16 protein-coding genes, 1 other RNA gene, 3 pseudogenes and 1 riboswitch are annotated in these 20,301 nt (G+C 34.5%); of the genes and pseudogenes, 9 read left to right on the top strand and 11 right to left on the bottom strand.

Going from position 1 to position 20,301, the window contains the following annotated elements; genetic code table 11:
* Positions 1-132: 132 nt before the first annotated feature.
* Positions 133-1,344 (bottom strand): serine hydrolase domain-containing protein, encoded by a 1,212-nt coding sequence (locus tag HMPREF1208_RS01445; RefSeq protein ID WP_016424560.1) that lies wholly within the window; start codon positions 1,342-1,344, stop codon positions 133-135.
* Positions 1,345-2,194: 850 nt separating this feature from the next.
* Positions 2,195-2,306: riboswitch (SAM riboswitch) on the top strand.
* Between the two features lie 66 nt (positions 2,307-2,372).
* Between HMPREF1208_RS01445 and HMPREF1208_RS01440 the strand changes: the two genes are divergently transcribed.
* The 3 genes from HMPREF1208_RS01440 to HMPREF1208_RS01430 are packed head-to-tail and all read left to right on the top strand — an operon-like array spanning position 2,373 to position 5,028.
* Positions 2,373-3,737 (top strand): LLM class flavin-dependent oxidoreductase, encoded by a 1,365-nt coding sequence (locus HMPREF1208_RS01440; protein ID WP_016424559.1) that lies wholly within the window; start codon positions 2,373-2,375, stop codon positions 3,735-3,737.
* Positions 3,738-3,775: 38 nt separating this feature from the next.
* Positions 3,776-4,090 (top strand): MFS transporter, encoded by a 315-nt coding sequence (locus tag HMPREF1208_RS12565; RefSeq protein ID WP_016424558.1) that lies wholly within the window; start codon positions 3,776-3,778, stop codon positions 4,088-4,090.
* Positions 4,090-5,028, top strand: a complete 939-nt coding sequence (locus HMPREF1208_RS01430; protein WP_016424557.1) for an MFS transporter — start codon at positions 4,090-4,092, stop codon at positions 5,026-5,028. Before HMPREF1208_RS12565 ends, HMPREF1208_RS01430 begins: the two co-directional genes overlap by 1 nt.
* A 172-nt stretch (positions 5,029-5,200) precedes the next feature.
* Here HMPREF1208_RS01430 and HMPREF1208_RS12560 read toward each other — a convergent pair.
* A pseudogene (locus HMPREF1208_RS12560) lies at positions 5,201-5,347 on the bottom strand (DUF3885 domain-containing protein); the annotation flags it as partial.
* Between the two features lie 1,812 nt (positions 5,348-7,159).
* Here HMPREF1208_RS12560 and HMPREF1208_RS01420 point away from each other — a divergent pair.
* The 6 genes and pseudogenes from HMPREF1208_RS01420 to HMPREF1208_RS12625 all read left to right on the top strand — a co-directional run.
* Positions 7,160-8,290 (top strand): NAD(P)-dependent alcohol dehydrogenase, encoded by a 1,131-nt coding sequence (locus tag HMPREF1208_RS01420; RefSeq protein ID WP_016424554.1) that lies wholly within the window; start codon positions 7,160-7,162, stop codon positions 8,288-8,290.
* Between the two features lie 158 nt (positions 8,291-8,448).
* Positions 8,449-9,162 (top strand): annotated as a pseudogene (locus tag HMPREF1208_RS11675) (SAR2788 family putative toxin); the annotation flags it as partial.
* A complete protein-coding gene (locus tag HMPREF1208_RS01410) occupies positions 9,163-9,588 on the top strand; it encodes a hypothetical protein (protein ID WP_016424552.1) in 426 nt (141 codons plus the stop codon). It begins immediately after the preceding pseudogene.
* Positions 9,589-10,071: 483 nt separating this feature from the next.
* Positions 10,072-10,227 (top strand): hypothetical protein, encoded by a 156-nt coding sequence (locus HMPREF1208_RS12305; RefSeq protein WP_228446186.1) that lies wholly within the window; start codon positions 10,072-10,074, stop codon positions 10,225-10,227.
* The gene (locus HMPREF1208_RS01400) at positions 10,220-10,573 is read left to right on the top strand and encodes a hypothetical protein (RefSeq protein ID WP_016424551.1); all 354 of its coding nucleotides are present in this window, start codon (positions 10,220-10,222) and stop codon (positions 10,571-10,573) included. The genes HMPREF1208_RS12305 and HMPREF1208_RS01400 overlap by 8 nt, the downstream gene beginning before the upstream one ends.
* A 507-nt stretch (positions 10,574-11,080) precedes the next feature.
* A pseudogene (locus tag HMPREF1208_RS12625) lies at positions 11,081-11,251 on the top strand (ISL3 family transposase); the annotation flags it as partial.
* A gap of 136 nt (positions 11,252-11,387) precedes the next feature.
* Here the strand turns inward: HMPREF1208_RS12625 and ssrA are convergent.
* The 9 genes from ssrA to tpiA all read right to left on the bottom strand — a co-directional run bounded on the left by ssrA (position 11,388) and on the right by tpiA (position 20,275).
* Positions 11,388-11,747: a transfer-messenger RNA gene (ssrA, locus tag HMPREF1208_RS11670) on the bottom strand.
* A 73-nt stretch (positions 11,748-11,820) separates the two neighbouring features.
* Complete coding sequence (smpB, locus tag HMPREF1208_RS01390; protein ID WP_016424549.1) at positions 11,821-12,285, bottom strand: SsrA-binding protein SmpB; 465 nt, start codon at positions 12,283-12,285, stop codon at positions 11,821-11,823.
* Positions 12,286-12,300: 15 nt separating this feature from the next.
* Complete coding sequence (gene rnr, locus HMPREF1208_RS01385; protein WP_016424548.1) at positions 12,301-14,655, bottom strand: ribonuclease R; 2,355 nt, start codon at positions 14,653-14,655, stop codon at positions 12,301-12,303.
* A gap of 82 nt (positions 14,656-14,737) precedes the next feature.
* Positions 14,738-15,478 carry an alpha/beta hydrolase gene (locus tag HMPREF1208_RS01380; protein WP_016424547.1) on the bottom strand — a complete coding sequence of 247 codons (741 nt, stop codon included), beginning with the start codon at positions 15,476-15,478 and terminating at the stop codon, positions 14,738-14,740.
* Between the two features lie 97 nt (positions 15,479-15,575).
* Positions 15,576-15,809: a preprotein translocase subunit SecG gene (secG, locus tag HMPREF1208_RS01375; RefSeq protein ID WP_016424546.1), complete on the bottom strand. Its 234-nt coding sequence runs from the start codon at positions 15,807-15,809 to the stop codon at positions 15,576-15,578.
* A gap of 68 nt (positions 15,810-15,877) precedes the next feature.
* The gene (locus HMPREF1208_RS01370) at positions 15,878-16,345 is read right to left on the bottom strand and encodes a hypothetical protein (RefSeq protein ID WP_016424545.1); all 468 of its coding nucleotides are present in this window, start codon (positions 16,343-16,345) and stop codon (positions 15,878-15,880) included.
* Positions 16,346-16,556: 211 nt separating this feature from the next.
* Positions 16,557-17,861, bottom strand: a complete 1,305-nt coding sequence (eno, locus tag HMPREF1208_RS01365) for a surface-displayed alpha-enolase (protein WP_016424544.1) — start codon at positions 17,859-17,861, stop codon at positions 16,557-16,559.
* Positions 17,862-17,990: 129 nt separating this feature from the next.
* On the bottom strand, positions 17,991-19,511 hold the full coding sequence (gpmI, locus tag HMPREF1208_RS01360; protein WP_016424543.1) for a 2,3-bisphosphoglycerate-independent phosphoglycerate mutase: 1,521 nt from the start codon (positions 19,509-19,511) through the stop codon (positions 17,991-17,993).
* Positions 19,512-19,513: 2 nt separating this feature from the next.
* A complete protein-coding gene (gene tpiA / locus HMPREF1208_RS01355) occupies positions 19,514-20,275 on the bottom strand; it encodes a triose-phosphate isomerase (RefSeq protein WP_016424542.1) in 762 nt (253 codons plus the stop codon).
* Between the last annotated feature and the right edge of the window lie 26 nt (positions 20,276-20,301).

The following is a 20,301-nucleotide window of genomic DNA, read 5'->3' as shown; positions in this document are numbered from 1 at the left end:
TATTTGTAAGTGAATATAAAAAACGCATTAAACAACAAAATAACGTTGCTTAATGCGTTATCGTCTCGCCAACCGACGTTGACAAAGAACCAAATTCTTTTAATTTCATACTCTCATTCATGCTTCTTTTAGTTATTCGTTTGTAGCTACGGTTAAACCAGGATGATTTGTCACTTTATGCTGTTTTAAAATATTATAATAAATGTGTTTAATTTTAGATTCGTTTAAGTTAGGTTTAGGGTTTTCATAATTCGTCGCTAAAACAACGATATAACGGTCATTAAAATACGACGTGAAAGTTTGTCCGTAAAAAATACCATTAATACGATTATGGTCAGGATAAGTGTAAAAACCGTAGCGATATTTTTCAGGATATCGGGTTGTCATTAACTCATGAAGATACGGCTTTGTATCTTTTGATGGGAAAACTTTATTCATTTGAAGCTTTCTAACGAGCACTCCCATGTCATGTACTGACATATATAAATTGCCTGCCCCATAATATTGATTCAAAAACATAGGTGGTTTAAATACAGGTGCATTTTTATTTAATTGATAGCCTTTCGCCATATCTTCTTTATAACGTACATCATTGTAAAATGCACTATGTTTAAGTTGGAAAGGATTACCGAAATATTTATAGTAATTTTCGGCATAAGTATGATGTGTCACTTCTTCAATCACTTTTGCGAGCACGAGGTAGTTTGCATCATTATAGAAGTGTTTGTGATAATGCTTCGGATCTACACCTCTTTTTTGAATCGAATCGACAGCCTCATCTAAATTTAGAATATCTTTAGAACCTTTGTACTTGTAAAGACCACTACGATGTAACATCAAGTCTTTCAACGTAATTTTCGGTGTCGTTTCAAAATGAGGTAAATATTGATCCACGTCATCGTTAATATTAATTTTGTCGTCTAATTCGAGTTTTTTAACCATCATTCCTGTTAAAAACTTTTGAGCTGAACCAATCAAGTAAAGGGTATTAGGATTATTCGGTTTCCCGTTCTCTAAATCTTGAAATCCATAGCCTTTGTTCATCTTTAACTTACCATTTTCGAAAACAGCGATAGAACCGTTAAATTGCACATTTTTTAAATACTGGTCAATTTGGGTATAATTCAGATTCTTTTGATCAAGTACCGTTTTTAAGCGAGGAATATGATCCATATTCTCAATGCTATTTTTCTTTTTCTCTTGCTGACTCGCTTGAAAATTTGTCAGCTCTTGTTCATGCTGCTTTTTAAAATAACGGTATAAACTCAAACTGCCTATTAATATGACTAATGCAACAAAACAAACGAATACGTTCACTAATAATGATTTATTTTTTTTATTCACTCTCGTTTTACTCCTCTTATAATCATTAGACAAGTTCCAGATTTAGACATCATCGATTGCAGTTATGATAAACCTGTCTCAATCTAAAACTTGGTATTCGGCCACTGTTCAATAAGAGAAAGTGAACATCTCCCCATCATTGAGCTATGACTGGACAATATAGAGTTTACCACGAACATAATACTTTGCAAAAATATTTAATGATTTTATTGTCCACTATGATTATTTTACACATTAAAAGCTTTATAAATCCGAAGTATTAATGTCTGAAAAAATGATAAATTTTAAGGAAGCACATTGAGTGAATGAACCTAACTTTATATACATTATTATTTCAAAGCATATACAAGAACATTTTTATCTATTTAAAATAAAAAAGCTGAGACAATTTTTTCTGCCTCAGCCTCAATCGTTTAGTTTCTTGGTTCACCGTGTACAAGGATGCTACTTAATAAGTCAAATACTTTTTTGATAAAACCGAAAATGTCAGCCATTTCTTTCATCTCCTTTTATTTGATTACATTTTTATTGTAATACCTCTTTCTAAAAATTTGTTACTTTTTGCGTAAATGGTTTATTTTAATTCCTAAGTGTAATAAATTTTTCTTTATGTTTAATCGCTTAATATTATTTTTACTATATATTTACCTTATTTTAAAATGCAATACAGTTTCTTTAAAACCCTCCTATACACAATTCATTTCAAATTTAAGTATGAATGCTTTAACTTCTATTTCAGTTTTTACAATCTTTAATATTTAATATTATTAGTAATTTGATAAGTATAGTTGACTTTTTAAAAGACACCCACTAAAATACAAAATATATTATTTTCAGAAAATTCATATAAAACTTATCCAGAGAAGCGGAGGGACTGGCCCTATGAAGCTTCGGCAACAGGCTACGGCACTGTGCCAATTCCAGTAACTGATACGGTCTTCGTATCGGTTAGAAGATAAGATTACATGGCAATACTTCTTATCTTTCCAATAAAGAAGTATTGTTTTTATTTTTTAGGGGGTCTTTTTATGTCAAAGAAACAAATACATTTAAACGGTTTTGTCCAACAGTCTCCATCACCGCATTCCATAGGTTTATGGAAACACGAAAAAGATAAAGGGCATCTTCATGGAGATATCGAATATTGGACGCATCTTGCGCAAACATTCGAAAAAGGAAAGTTTGATGCCCTTTTTATGGCTGACGTTTTAGGGACTTATAGTGTTTATGAAAATTCTCATAGGGCTGCCACAAAATATGCAGTTCAATTTCCTGCTTATGATCCTATTGCAACGATTTCAGCAATGGCAGCAGTTACGAAGCACCTCGGTTTTGCACCTACCGTATCGACAACATATGCAAAACCTTATCAATTAGCGCGACAACTCTCTACACTAGATCACTTATCTAAAGGACGCATCGGATGGAATGTCGTTACCTCTTATTTAGAAAGTGAGGCTGTCAACTTAGGTCTCACAGAGCGCTTGCCAAAAGAAACACGCTATGATCGTGCGGATGAATTTTTAGAAGTCACTTACAAATTATGGGAAAAGAGTTGGGATGACCAAGCTATCGTCAGAGATATTGACAGTGATACATATACTGATCCTGATAAAGTCAACTTAATTCATCACAAAGGCAAGTTTTTCAATGTTCCGGGTCCTCATCTTGTTGATCCTTCACCGCAACGAACACCTGTTATTTTCCAAGCAGGCGCATCTTCACGGGGTCGTGATTTTGCAGCAAAACATGCAGAAGCCGTCTTTACGACTCAGCACTCTTTAGATGCTTGTAAAGCTTATGTCGCGGATGTAAGAGCACGCGCAGAAAAATTCGGGCGTGATAAAAACTCATTGTTATTTTTACCGCTTATTATGCCAATCATTGGAGAAACTGAAGAAGCAGCTGAAGAAAAACATCAAGCATTGGTCGAACTGGTCAGTTATGAAGGAACAGCTGCTTTATTGAGTGGACATACCGGTATTGATTTCTCTCAATACGATCCAGATCAATATCTAGAAAGCATTGAAACCGGTGCGATTCAACATGCTATGGATATGTATACTAAAGACCCAAATCGCAAATGGACGTTGAGAGAAGCGATTAAATTTCATGGCTTAGGGACAGGTCCAGTCCGCTTCGTAGGTACACCTGAAAAGATTGCAGATCAACTGGAAGAATGGATTCGTGATGCTGATGTAGACGGATTTAATGTTGCACAAGCCTATTCTCCGGGCACACTTGAAGAGTTTGTTGAAAAAGTGGTTCCAGTCCTTCAAGAAAGAGGCATTTATCGACAAGATTATGAAGGAGAGACACTTCGAGAAAACCTATTTGGTAAAGGTGCAAAATACATTCGTGAAGATCATCCAGCACGTCAACTTTCAAATTAAAAACTACTGTATTTTTATTTTCTAAAGGGAGGGATTATATGAAAATTTCAGTCTCAAAGCTTGGATTTCCACCTTCATTATTATGGGGCTACGTAGGTGTTTTAATATTTATGATGGGAGACGGTTTAGAAGCCGCATGGATTAGTCCTTATCTTATTGACCATGGTTTGACACTACAACAAGCTGCCTATGTCACTACTGGCTACGGTGTAACCATAGCCATTGCATCATGGTTTTCTGGTGTGTTAGTTGAAATGTTTGGACCACGAAAAGTGATGCTGACAGGTACAGTTATCTATATCATTGGACAAATATTATTAGTTGGGCTTTACCTTCTGAACAGTATTTTTTGATGATTATTACCTATAGTGTACGTGGATTTGGCTATCCTTTATTTGCATATGCTTTTCTCGTATGGATTACATATCGCTCACCTCAACACAAATTAGGAACCGCAGTCGGTTGGTTTTGGTTTGTATTTGTAGCAGGAATGTATGTTTTTGGTGCGTATTATTCATCTATTGCTATTAAAGTATTAGAGTATATTGGAACGTTATGGACCGCTTTAATTTGGGTCATCATTGGTGCCCTGTTAGCAATCGTTGCTAACAAAGACATCTTTGTTAAAAATGAAAGTCATTCACATAAAAATAAATGGCAACAACTTTTAGAAGGCTTCACAATCGTTGCATATGAGCCACGCGTCGTCGTTGCATGCTTAGTTCGCGTTATTAATTCTATAGCTACTTATGCTTTCCCTCTATTCTTACCTGTCTATTTGTCGGAAAAGGGTATCACAACGACCACTTGGCTGAATATTTGGGGCACTATTTTCACTTCAAATGTCATATTTAACCTTATATTTGGTTGGATTGGAGATAAATTGGGCTGGCGTACCACGATTCGTTGGTTTGGTGGTGTCGGCTGTGCCTTATTCACCATCGGCTTATATTTTGTACCTCAATGGTTCGGAGGAAATGTTATTCTTATCGCTATTATAGGTATACTTTGGGGAATTTGCCTTGCTGGATTTGTCCCAATCAACGCTTTAACCCCTTCATTAGTTGGCGATAGTCATAAAGGCGCGGCCATGTCTCTATTAAACTTAGGTGTCGGTTTATGCGTATTTATAGGACCTGGTCTTGTAGGATTATTACACGATACGATTGGAACACGAGGCCTGATGTGGTTAATAGCAGCTATTTATTTAAGTTCCGCTTTTCTAGTTCAACTTTTAAAAACACCAGAAGAACGCAATATCATCACAAAAGATCCGTACGCAGAAGGATAATTGACTACTTTGAAAAGAGTCAGACAATAAAAATCATTCCAGCCGCTACTTCAAAATTAAGATACTATACTAAATAGGACTTGTGATGCAATCACAGGTCCTGTTTTGATACAAAAGCGCGCAAGTAACTTTATCTGATCACTCTTAATTAAGCTAATAATGCGCCTCATATAAAATCTTGATTGGCTATAACCTTTATTAGCTTCTTATATTTAATATCCTTTATAGAACAATGATATGCAACCCCATCGCATAAAACAGTATCGTCATTCACTTTTAAGTATTCTTTAAAATAAGACAAATTTTTAATATCCAAATTAGCTTTATTAAAATACATAATGTTAAGCCCTTATTAACTTAATTTTCCCTATTACCGTAGCTGTTTTTAGTCTAACAGCACTCAACACCACTTTTGCTAACAGAGTAAAACCCTTGCTACCTCACTTTAGAAGATTTAACTTTTTTATACGTTGAATATCTTTATCTAACAAGTAGAATAATGAGATTGCTATACTCAAAATAGCGATTAAAATAAAATTGATACTTATCGAATTAAAAATATTAGGCAAAGTACCACCTACCAGTGCACCAATCGGTATAAGAATACTCAAAAGTGTTTCATTTGTTGTTGCGACTCGACCAAGCATATGTTTGGGAGGCAAAATTTGAAAAGCTTAATAAATGAAAGATTGATAAAAATAGCAATATCGAACAAACGATGATACTATGTGTCCCAAATAAATAAAGAATGAACCACACGATTGATAAAATCAAGAAGCTAAGAAATAACAACTTGTTAAATTTAAATTGCTTAATGACCTTTGGAGCTGCTAAAAATCCTATCATCATACCTAAACCGTTAGCGAAAAGGAGCACAGCATATATTTACTATCATGACCATATGCTAGTGCCAATTTCGGATAAATAACTGTAACAGCCGATATTGAAAAATTAATGAGAGATAAAGGAAGCAACAATTTAAGAATTTTCTTGTTAGAAACATATCGTAGGCCTTCCTTAAAATCTTCCATGTATTCTGTGCTGATTGTTTTATATTGATCATTCGGATGACCGTTCTGGTGAGCTATGTTGACTTTTAATAGTTTAAACATGATAAACGCGATTAGAAATATGAATATATTCAAGCTCATGAGATTTTGAATTAATATGACACTTAATAAAAAACCAATAAAACTATCTAGGATAATATTTAAACCTTTATAAGTAAGTTGAAATAATGAATTGTTCTTCATGATTTCATCTTCATCTTTAGATAGGATTTAAGACACTCTCTGCTGGATAAATGAGAGATGAAAATATTAAAGACAAACTCAATAATATATACATCTTTATTAAACCCATGTGTCCACTATAAAATAACAATGCTAACAAAGTGACTAAAATAATTTGTATCATCGTACTTAGATATAGGATTTTTTAATATGATATCTATCTAAAATCGGTCCTAAGAATATCATACACACATCTATAATACCTACAATAGCGCCTATTATGCCTAAATATACGGGGTTATCATATTGAGTAGCAATATACCAAGTTAATGAAATTAATATAATACTATCTCCAATATTTATCGCTATTCTTCCTATAAGTAATTGATATATTGTTTTCATGATTTCACCGCAAAAACCTTTTTATAAAATAAGATGTAGCAACGCTTAAAGTACAGTCATATTAGAAATTTAATTTATCTCTATTATAATCTAAAGTGATATCATGACAAATCCCATAGCTGATCACATTCCTTATTGATTCAATTTCGAGTACTGCTATTTTAAATTATTTAAGGTTACAATGAAGTAATGAAAAAAACAATACACATTATAGCTATGAAATACGCTAGTGAAAAAATGATTAAATTAACTCTCTATTTGCTATTTATCCTCTCTCAAAAATATATCTCATCTATTCAAGTTGACGTAATAAACATAAAAAGGCTTCTCTATCTACTTTCTAAGCATTAAATACAATATATTCTTTCTATTCAACACATTGTTTTTTAAATATCATTTTTTATATTTATTCACTTAAAATTTTATAGCATTTTTTATTTGTGAAAAAATGCACTTAGTGTCATATTACACATATATCATAATAGAAGGTGTATAGTATGTTAGTAAAATCAGCCGTTGTGAATGCAGTTGGCAAGGATTATGAATTTGAGACATTAGAGCTCCAAGATATGCAAAAAGACGAAGTTATTGTAAAAGTCGTTGCATCTGGAATATGTCATTCAGATGAGGCAATTAGAATTGGAGAGGCAGAAATACCGTTACCTGCAGTTTTGGGTCATGAAGGCGCTGGTATTATCGTTAAAGTTGGAGAAGCAGCAAAAAACTTCAAGGTCGGTGATCACGTTTTAATGACCTATAATATTTGTGGTGAATGCATGCAATGCAAATCTGGGCACCCCTCTTCTTGTAAATCTTGGGCAGCGCTAAATATGAGTGGCACAAGACTTGATGGTTCTTATGTATTCAAAAAACAAGATGGTACACCGGTTTCGAACTTTTTTACTCAAAGTGCATTTTCCACGTATACCTTAACGAACTATAAGAATTTAGTTAAAATCGATGATAACATTGACTTAAGATTAGTCGCCCCACTAGGATGCGGCTTTCTCACTGGTGCTGGTACCGTCGTAAATGGCTTAAAACCTCAATCAGGAGATAGTATAGCTGTATTTGGCACAGGTGCAGTTGGACTTGCTGCCTTAATGTTAGCAAAAGCTCAAGGATGTACGACTGTAATTGCTATTGATATTCATGATTATAGACTACAAATCGCTAAAGAATTAGGGGCAACACATGTTATCAATAGCTCTAAAGAAGACATATGCTCAGCAGTAAAACGTATCACTCAAGATAAAGGGGTCAAATTTTCTGTAGATACAACCGGAGTGCGTGATATCATGAAATCTTCTATTGAGATACTGAGTGCACAAGGCATTGCTGCACCAGTAGCAGTTACCCCCAAAACTATAGATATTAATCCATTTTTAGATTTAGTTCTTCAAAACAAAACAATCAAAGGGGGTTTAATGGGTGATGCCATTGCACAAATTGAAATTCCTCAATTGATAGCATTATATCAACAAGGAAAATTTAATTTCGATAGATTAATTCAATACTACAAATTTGAAGAGATTAATCAAGCAAGTTTAGATTCCAACACTGGAAAAGTAATCAAACCTGTACTGATTATAGACCCTGAATACAAAGTTAGTAGTGCTGAAAAATAAATATGACATAACTCTAAAATATTTAAACCACACCGTCCAACTCGTATAGATTTTCTGTCAAATAGGACTGATGAATAAAATATAGAGGTTAAGTAGCATAGCGTTGCTTAATCTTTTTTTTTGCTACACCAATTGCTCAGTCTTCAAAACCATGTATAATCCAAACAAGTGAAATTTCTAGTAATGAAATCACACAATAAGATTTACATAAAAATAATTTACAAAATCCAAATGAAGTAGAAATTATTGATAAAACAAATAGCGATGCAGATCCAGTTATTGAATTACCTAAAGAAGATATTGATTTAAAGGCAAATATTCAATATGATTTGGATACTGATACAATGGAAGTCAAAGGTAGCTATATTGTTGAAAATGGCGAATCAATAAATAAGAAGTTTAATGTTTTAATAGATCAACTTGAAAATGAAGAGTATGAAGCTACATTTATCGACAAAGATACTAGTGAAATAATAAAACACAACTCAATTGAAGCTAAATCATCTGCATGGCCATTAATAATATTAGCAGCTGTAGCTAGATATGGTGTGAAATACGCTGTAAAAAATATGGAAAGAGCGCAACTCAAAACGCTATTAAAACTAAAAGCTTTGGTAAAGTTTTACCTTCAATAGCCCATTTAGGAGCTAATAAAGGAAAACACATTCTTGCTAGTAAACATAATTTGAGCAAAGTAACTAAAAATAATTGGAGTGACGTTTCTAAAGTAATGTCACATGTTATGAGACAGGGAAAGCAAAGCAGAAATAAGAATACTGTATATTAAAAAACACTTACCATGAGTGCTAGAACAGTAGTCGTAACCTACACACGAAAAAAGTAAAATATATGTATCGAATGGAGGCAAATAAATGAAAAGCACTAACATTATATTAAATTTATTACCAACTGAATTGCAAAGAATGTTAGAAAACAAAGACTTGGACAATGTTTTAACATACTTTATGTCAAACGACATTTCAGACGAAAAATTAGCATATTATTTATCAAACCTTGCTAATCAAATTAACACGATTGAATATCACGAAATGGTCGCAAGCATCTATCATTTTCATTTTAATTATGTAGTTAGTGCTTATGATTTAGCTTATTATCACTATTGGCAATCGCTTGAGATTTCACAATTTAAAAATCAAAATTTGTTGAATGAATTTTTAGAGATTCTGGATGAACCAGATTTCGATATGATTAGTAAAGAGAATATTGAAATGGTTGCAAATAAAGTACTTGAAAAAGACCCTAAAAATGATATAGCTATTAAATACGCTAAATCATAATTCATAATTAAACCAAAAGGGCTGGGACATAATTCCAAAAATAAAAAAAGAATCCTCAGAAAAGTTATCTAAAGAAGAGATGAATCAAATTGAAACCTATCTAGAGAACAAAGAAAAAAATTAAATTTCTCAAATCGAAAATACGGCCAATACTCAAGAACGTAAAACATTGAGAAAATAGCGAAGCCAAATTAAAAAAAGCAAAAAAGCAATTAATGATCTTAGAGAACGTAAAATTAAATATGAGAATCAAAAGGAAATTTATGGTGACAGAAAGCGCTATTCAACAACAGGTCATGATGCGGCATTTATGGGAATGAAAGATGACCACATGAAAAATGGACAATTAAAACCAGGATATAACTTACTAAAAAAGCTATTAAGGGTAAATTAGTATGTGCAGTTAAAACTGTTACTGACAATCAAAAAGCAGCAAATGCTGTTTCAAAAAATTTCGAAGCAATTGATGCAGAACTACGCCCTTTGTTAAAATTATCTGAAGTCCCAGCTAACTCAGTTGCTGATGCAGTGTATAGAGGATTAGTAGAAGCTGGCGTTGAAAAAGGCCTCGCTGGTCAAGTTAAAGTTGCAGTAAAAAAGGTATTAACTTACTTGTTTAGGAGTGAAAATAATGTTTGAAAATAAAGATGATATAAGGTTACTATATCAAGCAGTTTCAGAACTAGCTGAAATCGTAGGACATCATCCTTACAATACAAAATCAATAAGTCTTTTATGTTTAGACTTAGGTATCACTCTAGATGAATATGAAAAAGTATTGATGGCATTTATAAGGTTGTCTAATAACAAAAATACTGATGATATGAACATTGAAGAATTTAAATCTATACTAATTAAAAATATAGCTAAATATGACGAAATAACAGACTCTCAAGCTTTAAGATTTATAGAAGGCTACGCTAGAAATTATATACCTGAATTATTACCATATGCACAAAAGTTATATCTTGATTTAAGAGTATAAAAATAAGAGCATAGCATTGATTTGCTAGGCTCTTTTTAATTTTAACCCTCCAATAGAACATCATCTATAATTTTAGTTCTATTAGGGTACTTTTTTCGTTTATTTCTCAGCATCTTCTATTTTCTTACGCTCAATCGTTTCTGAACGTTGTGCTTGTTTCAGTTGTGGCTCAAAGTGTGATTTTTCTTCGTCACATTGTTTAAGTTATTTCTTTAATACACGTAATTCGTTTCTGGTCGTTTCATCTGGAGTTTTAGATACTCACCTAGAAATGATGTGTTTTTTATTCCTTTCTTCTTCTAGCAAATACCATATGTATGTTTAATATTATTAAATCAATAAAAACTCCCCCTTTAAGATAGTTTTTCAATAAATCACCTATAAACGTCAAGATAAATACGTACAATTTCACTTAAATAAGAATATACAGTTTTATTCCTTTTCTGAAAGGAAATGCTTTTCTAATCTATAGGACTTTCCAACGATAGAGACGATTGAGTTATGATGCAATGCAGTTTAGTCCATTATTTATTGAGTCTTGATGAGAGGCTCAAAGAGACATATGAAACGGGGCATCGTCTTTTAAGTGCTTTAAAAGCAGACGATATCCAACAATTACAGTTCATCTTACAGGATTCAAAAACAAAAGATATTTCACAAGGACTCAAGTGTGTCATTCAAAAAGCATTTGTAAGTGAATGTAAAAAACATATTAAACAAGAAATAACGTTGTTTAATGCGTTATCGTCTCGCCAACCGACGTTGACATAGAGCCAATAAAAAAAGCCCATAACCACAAGGGTTATAGACTAAAGTATGGAGACGGCGGGATTTGAACCCGCGTCCAAAGGTCCTGATACAAATGTTTCTACGTGTGTAGTCTATCCATGAATTTCACATCATGCAAGGCGATAGACAGCCAACATGATGCTAGTTTGATTGATCTCTTCTCGTCAGACTTCAAACGGCAGTGACGAGCGTATCCTACTAAAGTTGAATCACGTTAACAGCACATAGGCGATGCGGTTAGGTGATGCAGAGTGCAATTACGCAGCTACTGCTAAATTATTGTTAGTTTTGCCAGTTATTATAAACTGATGTGTTGATAACGGAGACAACCCTCCGACACGCTTCATGAGCTCTGGGGACCCCTGTCGAATCCATAAACGTCCCCGTTATTCTAAATGTGCTTTCTTTATACGAAAGCACATTATATCATATCAAAATTTTACAATCTTAGCAATGCTTTAATATTTTTGTTTCATTGCACGATCCATATCTCGCTTCACAGCTTTTTCTTTTAAAGTTTGACGTTTATCGTATTTTTTCTTGCCTCTTGCAATACCAAGTAATACTTTACAATTTCCATGCTTTAAATAGAGCTTGAGCGGAATAATCGAATATCCGATTTCACGTGTACGTTCACCGAGTTTAGTAATTTCTCGCTTGTGCAACAATAATTTGCGTATACGTCTTGGGTCATGGTTGAAACGATTACCTTCTTCATAAGGTGCGATATGCATATTGTGAAGAAAGATTTCACCGCGTTTAACTTGTGCATAGCTGTCCTTTAAATTCGCACTTCCACGACGTATCGACTTAATTTCAGTCCCTTGCAACACAATGCCCGCTTCAATCGTGTCTTCGATGTTATAATCATGACGTGCCTTACGATTTTCTGCTAATGTGCCTTTACCTGATTTTTTTGGCATTGGTTTCACCTCAAATTATTTTTTCTTTTTTCGTGCTTTTTTCTTCACACTTTTCCCTTTATAAAAAGGTTGATGCTCTGTATTTCCAGATTTTTCACGACGGCGTGCGTTTTTTCCTTTACGTTGCTTCTGCTTTTTCTTTTTAGTTTTTTTCTTTTCAAACTGATTACCTTTTGTTGCTGCTTGTATCGTTTTACCGCGTGCTTTTTTATCTCGTTGTCGACCAAAATCAATAGGCATGCCTACAATTTGAAAATCAATTTGTCGTTCTTCTACATCTACATGAACCACTTTGACTTTTACAACATCACCAATTCGATAGACAGTCGCTTTTCTTTCACCGATAAGCGCCATTTGTCGCTCATCAAAATGGTAATAGTCATCGGTCATATTTTGAACATTGATCATCCCTTCAATTGTATTTGGGAGTTCAATAAACATACCAAAGTTTGCTACTGAACTAATGACACCTTCAAATTCATTACCAATATGTTGAATCATGTACTCTGCTTTTTTAAGTTCATCCGTATAACGTTCCGCATCGACCGCACGACGTTCACGTTGTGACGTATGCTCAGCAATTTGAGGTAACTTTTCTTCCCATTCGTGTTTCGCTTTTCCATCCATCGACTTTTCAATAAGATATTTTCTAATCAATCGGTGTACGATTAAGTCTGGATAACGTCGTATAGGTGATGTAAAGTGCGTATAATAATCAGCTGCTAAACCGAAATGACCTAAATTTTCTGCATCGTAATGCGCTTGTTGCATTGAGCGAAGCATCATTGTGGATATGACCATATCTTCTGGTCTTCCCGTAATTTCTTCACTAATACTTTGTAAAGTACTTGGATGAATATCTTCCCCTGTTCCTTGAATCATGATGCCAAAATTCGTAATAAAGTCAAAAAATTGGCGTAATCGCTCTGATTTTGGTTGTTCATGAACACGGTAAATAAATGGAACTTCCATCTTACTAAAATGTTCTGCTATCGTTTCATTGGCAATCAACATAAATGATTCAATAAGTCGCTCACCTTCACCACGTTCACGTGTAACCACTTCTTTTGGAATACCTTCTTCATTGACTAAAACCTTAGCCTCTTTGATATCAAAATCTATTTCGCCACGTTTTTTACGCATATCGATTAATGTTTGAGATAAATCTTTAGCTAAATCTAACATGGGTACAAGCTCACGATATTTTTGGCGTGTTTCTGGATCTCTATCAGTAATGATACGATTCACAGCTTCATATGTCATTCTTGCATTAGAATGAATCACACTATCAAATATTTCGTGTTTGATGACTTTACCTTCAGGATTAATGACCATACGGCAACTCATCGCCAAACGATCAACATTTGGATTTAACGAACAAATTCCGTTACTTAATCGATGTGGAATCATTGGTATTACACGGTCAACTAAATACACACTTGTCGAACGATCATAAGCTTCTCGATCGAGTGCAGAACCTTCTTTGACGTAATAACTCACATCAGCAATACTTACTGTTAATTCAGTATTTCCATGATCTAATTTTTTGACTGCAATCGCATCATCTAAATCTTTCGCGTCTGCGCCATCAATGGTAATAGTTAAATCTTGACGCAAATCTTGACGTCCTTCAAGTTCTGACGGTTGAATTGTTTCAGGAATGCGTTCAGCCTCTTTCAAAACATCATCTGGAAATTCTATCTCGATTCCATGTTGATAAATGATGGATAAAATATCTACGCCTGGATCATTTTTATGACCTAAAATCGCTGATACTTGGCCTTCAGGATTATTAGTTCCATCAGAATACTTTGTAATTTGTACAAGAACTTTATGGCCATCAATCGCACCTAAATCCTGCCCTTTAGGAATAAAGATGTCTTGCATAATTCTTTTATCATCAGGCACCACGAAACCAAAATGACGGGCTTCTGAGAATGTACCAACCACTTGTTTAATCGAATGTGATTCTATCGCCTTTACTTCACCTTCAAATTTTCCTTTACGGAAGTCGCCGCGAGATTTTTTCACTTCTACGATAACCGTATCGCCATCCATTGCTCTATTAATTTTTGTAGGCGGTATAAAGATATCTTCCATGTCCTCTTCTTCAGGTCTAAGAAACGCAAACCCTTTCTTATTTTGGCTTAATGTTCCTCTGACAATGCCTGGTTTAGGTCCGCGTTTTTGATAACGGTCTTGTTTTGTCCGTGTAACCATTCCTGATTGTTCTAACTCAACCAATATTTTTATGAGGTCACGAAATGAATCTGCACTATTTAATCCTAATGCATCTTGGAAGTCAGACACTGACATCGGTTCATAATCAGCGCTTTGGATAATTGCCTTAATCTCTTCTTTTAAATTCATCTTGCTCCTCCTTTCTATTTAAAATCTGATTTAAATGACTTTCTAACTTGTCACGTATTTAAAATTGACTTTTTAATATGCGCTATTCAGACCAATCTAATGTTTCTAAAAATGAATAAATTTCTTCAAACACAGCTTCTTTTTCTTTATCAATTGTAATGACATGACCTGAATTTTGATACCATGATAAATGCTTATCTTCAGAAATAGCTTCATTGTATATGATATTAGCAGAATCCGGATTAATCATTTCATCGTTTTCTGATTGAATCACGAGTAACGGATCCATCACTTCATCTACAGCATCTCTGACTTCTTGCAATGTACCTTGGAGTTCTTTTAAAGTACTAGTCGGATGAAATGCTACCATCTCTTTTTCTATCGTCGCTTCATCTTTCCCCTCATACTTTTTAAAGTTTCTAGCATATTCTAAAACACCTTCATACATTGCACCTTCTGTTTTAATGTACATCGGCGTACACATGGTTACAATACCCTTCACACTGCGATTTAAGCTTAATTTCAGCGCAAATACGCCACCTAATGATAAACCTGCTACAGCAATTTCATCGTAGCCTTGTTCTACTAAGTAATCATAACCATCCACTGCATCTTTATACCACACATGTGGGCTTGATTTTAAAATTTCTTCTGGTGGCGCTGCATGTCCCTCATAATGAGGCGCATAGGAAGTATAGCCTTTCTTTTGTAAAAAGCGGCCTAACTGGCGTACGTCTGAACTATTACCTGTAAAACCGTGTAATAATAACACAGCGCGTTTCCCTTCTTCAAAAAAGAAAGGCTTAGGTAGTTGAATTTTCATAATACAATCTCGTCCTTTCAAACACTCATATGATTCATTCTATCGATAAAAAATCGTACATACAAACAAAAAAGCCCGACTTTTCAACGGCCGGACTCTACATATTAAAGTAACTGATACCTAACATTAATACAAAGAAAATAATCGATAGTACAATTGTCAATCTATGCAAAAATAAATCTACACCACGTTGTTTTTGCTTACCGAATAACTGTTCAGCACCACCGCTGATTGCGCCTGATAAGCCGTTACTCTTACCTTCTTGTAATAAAACAACCGTGATGAGTGCGATACAGTCAATAATGAGTAATACTACAAAAAAGGTATGCATCAGACTGTCCTCCATTCATCATATACGGAAGCTATTTTACCATATTTGCCGTATATTCACAATATAGTTTAAAGATTAAATGTCGATTTACGCTTCACACTTACGGTAATCATCATTATCGCGAGAACTAAAGAACCTAAATTCACGAGGAGATAAGGAACTAGTGCGAAAAATCCTTTCACATGAAAAATCGCTGCATAAAGGATGGGTGGATTGAGTAGCGCATTAAATAATTGGGAAATAAAGACTGCAAGCATAAACCACCATAAATAAGGATGTTGATTTTTAAGTGCAACGACACCTGCTGCATAGGCTAAAACATATAAAATGCCTACATAGCGTAAGCTGTTATTAATTGCATTGATGCTATTTTCTGTTGCCTTATTACCCGAATGTTCCAACATATACGTAATCACATGACCATCAACAATAACGACCTGATGAATCACTAAGCAGACCGCAAATAAAAATGAAATATAGCCTAATAATTTGCCGGTATGTTGTGCACGCATTTCAGAGTTTTGTAGTTGTGACATAAAAGACTCCTTCTTATACTTTTAATATTATTATATCAGTTTCAAAACACATTGAAAATCTAAGTCTTGGTCGAAATAAAACGAACACAACGATATCTATTTGAGCACTCCACTTATATTAAAGTTTTGAATGAAAAAACGAGAGGTTAAGCAACAAATTAGTGTTACTCAACCTCTCAATTATCATTTAATTCATCTATTTAACTTAATATTATTTGTTTAAGTTATAGAATGATTTTAAACCTTCATATTTAGCTGCTTCATATAATTCATCTTCAATACGTAATAATTGATTGTATTTTGCGATACGATCTGTACGTGATAAAGAACCTGTTTTGATTTGACCTGCATTTGTAGCTACTGCAATGTCAGCAATTGTAGTGTCTTCAGTTTCACCTGAACGGTGCGATACAACAGCTGTATAACCAGCTTTTTGAGCCATTTCGATTGCTTCGAATGTTTCAGTTAAAGTACCGATTTGGTTAACTTTGATTAAGATTGAGTTACCGATGTTTTGTTCAATACCTTTTGATAAAATTTCAGTATTTGTTACGAACAAGTCATCTCCAACTAATTGAACGCGATCTCCGATACGTTCTGTTAATAACTTCCAACCTTCCCAGTCGTTTTCATCCATACCATCTTCAATAGAAAGGATTGGATATTTATCAACAAGTTGTTCTAAGTAGTCAACTTGTTCTTCAGCTGTACGTTTTGCACCATTTTCGCCTTCAAATTTAGTGTAATCATAAACACCATTTTCGTAGAATTCAGAAGAAGCACAGTCGAATCCAAGGTAAACATCTTTACCTGGTTCTAAACCAGCTGCTTTAATAGCTTCGATGATTGTTTCTACGCCATCTTCAGTACCTTCGAATTTAGGTGCGAATCCACCTTCATCACCTACTGCAGTCACTAAACCGCGTGATTTTAAGATTTTAGCCAATGCGTGGAACACTTCTGCGCCCCATCGTAATGCTTCTTTGAATGTTTCAGCACCTACTGGTAAAATCATGAACTCTTGGAATGCAATTGGTGCATCTGAATGAGAACCACCGTTTACAATGTTCATCATTGGTGTAGGTAATACAGTTGAATTGAATCCACCTAAATATTTGTACAATGGTTGACCTAAGAAGTCTGCAGCTGCACGTGCGACAGCAATTGAAACACCTAAAATTGCGTTTGCACCTAACTTACCTTTGTTAGCAGTGCCATCTAATTGAATCATCATTTTATCGATTGAAACTTGTTCTAGTACTGAGAACTCACCTTCGATTAATTCTGGTGCAATAATTTCGTTTACGTTTTCAACGGCTTTTTCTACACCTTTACCTGAATAACGTGCTTTATCTCCGTCACGTAATTCTACAGCTTCGTGTTCACCAGTTGATGCACCTGAAGGTACGAGTGCACGACCAAACGCACCACTTTCTGTTAAAACTTCAACCTCAACTGTAGGGTTACCGCGTGAGTCTAGTACTTCGCGAGCGTATACATCAGTAATAATTGGCATAATGTTAAATCTCCTTTTTCAATCAATTTTATGATCTGTTCTTAATTTTTTAAACAGACATTATTTTATCCAAAACAGGTTGGCTGTTCATTGTTATTATAACGAGTAATACTTATTTTTCAAAATGATTTAGTGCTCGATTAATGATTCACCAGTCATATCTTCTGGTTGTTTTAAGCCCATGATATCAAGTAATGTTGGCGCTAAGTCACCTAAGCGTCCTGTTGAACGCAAAGTATGGCCTTCTTTAGTCAAGATTACTGGAACAGGGTTTGTTGTGTGCGTTGTCATTGGTTGATCATCATCTGTTAACACTTCATCAGAGTTACCATGGTCAGCAGTGATTATTGCGTGACCACCCATATCGATGATTTTATCAACGACTTCGCCGAGACATTCGTCTACAGCTTCGATTGCTTTAATAGTTGGTTCTAACTTACCACTGTGACCCACCATATCTGGGTTCGCAAAGTTTAAGATAATAAGATCTAAATCGCCTTTATCTAATTCTTCTAATAATGCATCGCGAACTTCATAAGCGCTCATTTCAGGTTTTAAATCATAAGTTGCAACTTTAGGTGAATTGATTAAACGACGACGCTCACCTTTGAATTCCTCGTTTTGACCCCCGTTCATAAAGTAAGTCACGTGAGGATATTTTTCAGTTTCTGCAATTCTTAATTGCACTAAACCGTTATCTTGTGCAACTTCACCGATTGTATTTTTCAAATCAACTTTTTCAAATACAATATGTGCATCAACTTGATCATTATAGCCTGTAAATGTAGCAAAATATAAATCTTTAACTTGTTCAACCTCAAAACCATCAAAAGCTTTATTTGTAAAGATTTCTGAAAGTTGTCCAGCGCGGTCAGGTCTGAAGTTATAGAAAATGACTGCATCACCGTCATTTACACCATCATTTTGATTTTCTACAACAAACGGCTCGATAAATTCATCTGTCAAATCGTTATCATAGTTTGCTTGAACCCCTTCGTGTGCTGAAGGATATTTAACGACATGATCAAATCCACGAATCGCATCGTGTGCTTTTTCTTCACGTTCCCAACGTTTATCACGGTCCATTGCGTAATAACGACCAGAAACAGAAGCAAATTGACCGACACCAAGTTCTTTGAATTTATCTTCAGTTTCATCAATATATTTAAGTGCAGATTTTTGATCAACGTCACGACCATCTAAAAATGCATGCACGTAAACCTTTGTTAAACCTTTTCTTTTAGCAAGTTCTAAAATCGCATAAAGATGTTCGTAATGACTGTGCACACCACCATCAGAAAGCAGACCAAAAACATGTAATGCGGATTGATGATTCAACGCATGATCGATTGCACTGTTTAAAACCGCGTTATCGAAAAAGTCACCTTCTTCAATAGATTTGTTAATACGTGTTAAACTTTGGTACACAATGCGTCCAGCACCAATATTCATATGTCCAACTTCTGAGTTACCCATTTGGCCATCTGGAAGACCTACATCCAAACCACTCGCTTCAATTTGCGTTGTCGGATATTTTTCAAAATAGCGGTCAAAATTAGGTTTGTTTGCTAATTTGACAGCATTACCATGGACTTCTTCACGATTTGCAAATCCGTCTAAAATAATAAGAGCTGTTGGCTTTTTGGCCATAATTATTTCGCACCTTCTAACAATTGAACATAGTCATCAACTTTCAATGATGCGCCACCTACAAGTGCACCGTCGATATCTGATTCAGACATATATTCTTTAATGTTATTTGGTTTTACACTACCGCCATATTGAATACGTGCTGATTGTGCAACTTCATCACTTGTAAATTTTGCAATGGTTTGACGAACAGCTGCACACATTTCATTCGCATCTTTAGCAGTAGACGATTTGCCTGTACCAATTGCCCAAATTGGTTCATATGCAATGACTACATTTTTAATTTGTTCATCTGATAAACCTTTTAAAGCTTTTTCTACTTGTGCTTCTACAACTTCATTTGCTTTACCGTTTTCACGTTCTTCGTCTGTTTCGCCTACACAAATAATAGGTGTCATGTTGTGATTAAATACAGCATGCGCTTTTTTATTGACATCTTCATCTGTTTCATGGAATAACTCACGTCGTTCAGAGTGACCAATAACGACATAACTTACACCTAGATCTTCTAAAGCAACAGGAGATGTTTCACCTGTGAAAGCACCATTTTCTTCAAAATAAGTATTTTGCGCACCAATTTTAAGACCCGGTGCAACATTTTCTTTTGTTAAAGAAATCAATGCATCTAATTGAATTGTTGGTGCACAAATCACTGCCTCAACTTCATTTGTATCTGGTAATGCTGGTAGCTCTTTTACAAAATTTTTAGCTTCCTGAACTGTTTTATTCATCTTCCAGTTTCCAGCGATAATAGGTTTTCTCACTTCAGAACACTCCCTCTTAATTCTTA

The sequence above is a fragment of the Staphylococcus sp. HGB0015 genome (assembly GCF_000411275.1).
Classification (GTDB): Bacteria; Bacillota; Bacilli; order Staphylococcales; family Staphylococcaceae; genus Staphylococcus; species Staphylococcus schleiferi.
Note: the sequence above shows the minus strand (reverse complement) of the source record. Positions and strands in the feature narration are given on the sequence as shown.

What these genes read in the sequence shown, in the direction of transcription:
- HMPREF1208_RS01440 (WP_016424559.1), top strand. Translation starts at nt 2,373, where the DNA reads ATGTCAAAGAAACAAATACATTTAAACGGTTTTGTCCAACAGTCTCCA.
- HMPREF1208_RS12565 (WP_016424558.1), top strand. Translation starts at nt 3,776, where the DNA reads ATGAAAATTTCAGTCTCAAAGCTTGGATTTCCACCTTCATTATTATGG.
- HMPREF1208_RS01430 (WP_016424557.1), top strand. Translation starts at nt 4,090, where the DNA reads ATGATTATTACCTATAGTGTACGTGGATTTGGCTATCCTTTATTTGCA.
- HMPREF1208_RS01420 (WP_016424554.1), top strand. Translation starts at nt 7,160, where the DNA reads ATGTTAGTAAAATCAGCCGTTGTGAATGCAGTTGGCAAGGATTATGAA.
- HMPREF1208_RS01410 (WP_016424552.1), top strand. Translation starts at nt 9,163, where the DNA reads ATGAAAAGCACTAACATTATATTAAATTTATTACCAACTGAATTGCAA.
- HMPREF1208_RS01400 (WP_016424551.1), top strand. Translation starts at nt 10,220, where the DNA reads ATGTTTGAAAATAAAGATGATATAAGGTTACTATATCAAGCAGTTTCA.
- smpB (WP_016424549.1), bottom strand. Translation starts at nt 12,285, where the DNA reads ATGCCAAAAAAATCAGGTAAAGGCACATTAGCAGAAAATCGTAAGGCA.
- rnr (WP_016424548.1), bottom strand. Translation starts at nt 14,655, where the DNA reads ATGAATTTAAAAGAAGAGATTAAGGCAATTATCCAAAGCGCTGATTAT.
- HMPREF1208_RS01380 (WP_016424547.1), bottom strand. Translation starts at nt 15,478, where the DNA reads ATGAAAATTCAACTACCTAAGCCTTTCTTTTTTGAAGAAGGGAAACGC.
- secG (WP_016424546.1), bottom strand. Translation starts at nt 15,809, where the DNA reads ATGCATACCTTTTTTGTAGTATTACTCATTATTGACTGTATCGCACTC.
- HMPREF1208_RS01370 (WP_016424545.1), bottom strand. Translation starts at nt 16,345, where the DNA reads ATGTCACAACTACAAAACTCTGAAATGCGTGCACAACATACCGGCAAA.
- eno (WP_016424544.1), bottom strand. Translation starts at nt 17,861, where the DNA reads ATGCCAATTATTACTGATGTATACGCTCGCGAAGTACTAGACTCACGC.
- gpmI (WP_016424543.1), bottom strand. Translation starts at nt 19,511, where the DNA reads ATGGCCAAAAAGCCAACAGCTCTTATTATTTTAGACGGATTTGCAAAT.